The organism is Streptomyces sp. NPDC055140, assembly GCF_053607285.1.
Genome location: NZ_JBSGTG010000110.1, coordinates 1 through 4,586, shown reverse-complemented (window position 1 = coordinate 4,586; position 4,586 = coordinate 1). Strand labels below are relative to the sequence as shown.

Annotated in this window: 4 protein-coding genes; all 4 read right to left on the bottom strand. The window is 69.2% G+C overall.

Annotated elements, in window-relative coordinates; all coding sequences use genetic code 11:
• Positions 1-894: NAD-dependent epimerase/dehydratase family protein (locus ACWFR4_RS47715; protein ID WP_453658115.1), on the bottom strand; the 894-nt coding region annotated here is incomplete at its 3' end.
• A 245-nt stretch (positions 895-1,139) separates the two neighbouring features.
• Positions 1,140-2,237: an integrase core domain-containing protein gene (locus tag ACWFR4_RS47710; protein ID WP_453658117.1), complete on the bottom strand. Its 1,098-nt coding sequence runs from the start codon at positions 2,235-2,237 to the stop codon at positions 1,140-1,142.
• Positions 2,238-2,515: 278 nt separating this feature from the next.
• The gene (locus ACWFR4_RS47705) at positions 2,516-2,956 is read right to left on the bottom strand and encodes a hypothetical protein (protein ID WP_453658113.1); all 441 of its coding nucleotides are present in this window, start codon (positions 2,954-2,956) and stop codon (positions 2,516-2,518) included.
• A gap of 366 nt (positions 2,957-3,322) precedes the next feature.
• Positions 3,323-4,586, bottom strand: a 1,264-nt coding sequence (locus tag ACWFR4_RS47700; RefSeq protein ID WP_453658111.1) for a hypothetical protein, incomplete at its 5' end; no start/stop codon positions are given.

Genomic DNA, 4,586 nt, shown 5'->3' with positions numbered 1-4,586 from the left:
GTCGGCGACTGTCTGCGCGAGCGGACGGCACACGAGCCCAGCAGCTTGCGCGCGCGTGCTGTCGACGGCCCACGTGCCCTTTGCTGTGCGCCACAGCGGGAGCTCGGTCCACTCCCGAACACCGTGCGCGGTGAGCAGCTCGTCCGGCGCCCACGCCAGGCGCCCGCGTTTGCCGGTGACGGCCACACAGGCCCCCAGCAGGTCCCGCATGGTGTCCCGGTCGCGCGGCGCGGCCACGTTGTAGGCGTCGGGTGCTGCCGTGAGCGCGAACTCGGCGACGTCCCGGACATCGACCGGCTGGACGTGCGTGCCGGGCCCGCCCGGGGCGAGGATCGCGCCTCCCCGCCGGGCCCGGTTCAGCCACCACGGCAAGCGCCCCACGTACTCGCCAGGGCCCAGGATCACGCCGGGCCGCAACACTGTCGCCCGGTCCCCGAACTGAGACAACACAGCTGCCTCGCATCCGGCCTTCTGCATGCCGTAGTGCACGGTCACACCGTCGCCGGCGCCATACTCGCGGGACGCGTCCGGCGGCGCCGCATAGACGGGACTGTCCTCCGTGAGCGCCTCGTGCGGCCATCCCCGGTAGGCATTGACCGTGGAGACGTACACGTACCGCTCCGCCTCTGCCGCCAGCACGCGCGTGCCGTCGAGGACCTGGCACGGGGCCATCTCGGAGGACGACGTATCGACGACGAGGTCCCACGGGCCGTGAGCGGCAAGCCGCTTGAGGTCGTCCGCACTGGTGCGGTCGCCGTGCACCGGCTCGGTCCCTGGCAGGTCGGGGGCGCTGCGGCCGCGGTTGAAGGTCGTGACCCTCCAACCGCGCGCCAGGGCGTTCTCGGCGACGGCGCGCCCCAGGAACCAGGTGCCGCCAAGGAGAAGAATGCGCATGAGCCTGATCATTGCGCCTCTCCCCCAGTGACCGCCAGGGCTCGCCCCTCACCCTAGGCGGGCATCGCTCCCGCCCCTCAAAGAGATGCGGTGGGTCCTGTCTCGCGCCACCTGAACCGGTCGACGCCATATAGATCCACGCCGGCACCCACGCTCAAGGCAGGGTCTGCCGTGGCCCCAGGGGCTGTTACCCGACTTACGCAGGCGTCTGGCCCTGCTGCTGCCGAAAACCTCATCCGCCCAGTTCAGGCGGCATGTTGGTACTCGTGGAGGATGCCGCCGAGTCGTTCGCGTTTTCGTATGTCGAGGCGGGTGATCTGCTCCGGATCGGTGATCGGCACCGGCAGCGGGTGCAGCGGACGGGCGTTGGCGATGCCCTGATGCGGCCGGTGGGAGTTGTAGAACTCTTCGAACTCCCGTAGCGCGTGGAGCAGGTGCCGCTGGTTCCAGATCAAGGTGCGGTCCAGCAGCTCACACCGGCAGGTCTGCACCCACCTTTCCATGATCGAGTTCATGCGCGGCATCCGTACGCCGCTGAGCACGACCTCGATCCCCGCGTCCTTGAGGACGGTGTCAAACAGGGCGGGGAACTTCCCGTCGCGGTCACGGATCAGGAACCTTGCCCGGCATTCGGCGTCTTCGAGGTCCATGACGAGGTTTTTCGCGGCTTGCATCACCCACGCGGCGGTCGGGTGCGCGGTGGCGCCCAGGATCCTGATCCGCCGGCTGGCGTGCTCGATCACCGCGAACACATACAGCCGCGCCCCGGACAGCGTGACCGTCTCCAGGAAGTCGCACGCCAACAGGGCGTCGGCCTGCGAGCGCAGGAAGTCCGACCACGTGCTGGAGGCTCGTTCGGGCGCCGGATCAATCCCGGCCTCCTTGAGGATTTCCCAGACGGTGGAGGCGGCCACCTTGATACCGAGAACGAGAAGTTCACCGTGGATGCGGCGATACCCCCAGCTGGGATTCTCTTGGGTGAGCCGCAGGACCAGGGCGCGGATGGAGCGCAGGATCCACGGCCGTCCCGAGCGCTTCGGCCGGGACCGGGCCGCATGGCGGCGTGCGACCAGATCGCGGTGCCAGCGCAGCACCGTGTCCGGACGCACCAGCAGCCGCTCCCTGCGCAGCACCTCGACCGGCATCCGATGCAGCAACGCCGCCAAGAACGCGCGATCGTTCGGGGTGAACCGCACCGTCTCGCCACCGAGTTGGCGCTCCAGCACCGTGATCTGATGGCGCAAGGCGAGGATCTCCGCGTCCTTGTCCCGATCGCTCATCGGCAGCACACGCAGCATCGCGAACGCGTTCGTCACGGTCAGGTAAGCCAATCGCAGCAGCACGATCGGCAATCATGCCGGGGCGGTCACCAGTCGCGCGAGAGGACCAATTCGAGCCCCCGGGCCCGAGACCCCGCACACCAAGCTCCCACCAGGGCGGATGAGGTTTTCGGCAAGGGCAGTGTTCCTGTCGAACAGCAAGACCCGCCGAGCCAAGCTCACCGCCGACAAGCTCACCGCGCTCGCCGCACTTGGGCTCAGCTTGTTCTTTATGGTCTGGCCTCGAACGATGCCCCGAACGTGATCACCCGTACGGTGATTCGGGCCGCCCCCGCACGCGATCAGCGGCGGCCGGTGGCCAGGATGACGAGGAACTGACCGCCGCCCGCCTCGATGTCGGCGGTCACCGGCAGCCCCGGTACCAGTCGGGAGAACCGGTCCACCAGCCAATCCGCCGCCTCTTGGGCGTCCTGCCTGGTCGGACAACGGCCCACCATCTCGCGGCCCCCCTTGCGCTCCAGCCTCCCGGCAACGGTGATCAGCGGCGCGGGTTCGACCACGTACAGGCGGTCCGGCCAGGCGATGACCACCTTGACCGCGCCCTTACGGGTGTTGCACCCACGGTGCGCGAGCCGCTCGGCGACCTTGGCCTTGCGGTCGGCGGTCCGGCCGTCCACGCTGGGCCCCCGCGGGTCGTTCACCGACTCGTCGGGGTCGACCGATTCGTCACACACCCAGCAGCGCCAGCCGTCACGCTCGGCCACATCATCAAGGAGACTCACCCGAGTAAACTAGCCTGCCCGGCCACCACCCCGCACACCAGGTGCTCGAGGAACGGGGCAGCCTGCCAGCACCCGGCACCGGCACCACGCCCAGATCTTTTGGCTGCCCGCTCCACGACGGTGGCACCCAGGCCAGGACACCACCGGACCGACGGCCCGGCCGCACGGGCCCGGCGGGCGCCGCCCGGCGGGCCTTCACCGTGAGCGTGGCGGCGCAGCAGGGCGGGCGGCGGAGTCCGGGTCCAGGGGCGAGGTCGGCTTCACCGCTCAGATGCAAACGACTGCAGCCGGCAGACCCCACAGGCGCGATCCGATCACTGCGACCCAGCCCAGTACTTTCCCTGGAGCCCATCCGACCCGCGCGGCTCACCTCAGCACACGTCGGCGGGCAGATCCGCGGGCAGGCGTAGCGGCGTAGAACCGGCGCAGCGGCTCCTCGATCTTCTTGCTGGCTACCTGGCGGGAGATCAAGGACCGGTCCAGTAGTTGGTGCTGCTGCTGGTGCGGTTGGGGCTGGTCCCTTTCATCTGGCGCCCAGAGCACAAGCCAGCGCAGTAGCACCCGGTAGGTCAGTTGGCGCAGGCGCGGCAGGTCACTCTCGGGGAACCGGTCCTTCTCCTTGGCGGGCGGTGGCGCCCCGTGGGCGTAGATGGACCGCGCTGCGTAGGCCCGGCGGACCAGGTCCTCAGCATCTGTGCGAGCGTCGTCGGTCAGGTGCAGGGCAGCGGCACGCTGGCCGACCCGTCGGGTCAGACCTTCGCTCTCCCCACCCGCCAGCAGTGCTTCCAGGGCGATCACGTAGTGCGTCACCAGTTCGTCCAGCATCCCGTGAAGGACGTAATCGCCCCCGTACGTTGCGTGAGTCGCCTGGACCAAGTGCTCGGTGGCACGGGCCAGGCGCTGCGCCCGCGGACTCGGCTTACGGTCGGCCAGCTTCCTGGCGGCGGTCAGTTCGGCAGCAGCGGTGGCCATCAGCTCACCGGAGGCCGCAATGAATATCGTGAAGGCGACCAGTTCAGCTGGCTCCACCCTGTACGGGCCATCCATGCGACGCTCCCAGAAATTCTCCCCGTCATTGGACTGCTCCTCCACGGGCACGCTGCCGAACTCGCGCACGGTCTGCCGGCCGTTTTCCCGGTAGTAGATGGCATCCAGGTGGACCGGTTCGCACGCCCAGAGCCCGAGCACGCCCTGCGGCACCGCAAAGCGGACCTGCGGGCGTGCGTGCAGCACTGGCCACGGAAGGACTGTCCCAGTTGGCCGCCAAGCCGTTTCCCGGTGGAGAAAGGCGGCCCCGTCCAGGAGACCGAAGTCCAGCGCGAACGGCCGGAACCGGCCGAGTACACCCTCAGGTCGCAGCTCGGCCAACCGCTGGGGGTTCACCCGTTCCAGGGTCCACTCCCCCACCTGGGCCGAGCAGCCCTCCGGGAGGTCGGCGTCCACCAGCAACCAGTCCTCGCCCGTCAGGGCAGGTCTGGTGACAAGCGCGGCGAACTCCTTAGCTACCTCGCCGGGGTCGAGCCCACCCTCGCCGCAGGACGCGGCGTGCGCGGCCTTGGCCAACCCGGAGGTCTCCAGGAGCCGCTGATTCGAAAGTTTGGCAGGCCCCCGCGTGGTTCCTCCCTTACTC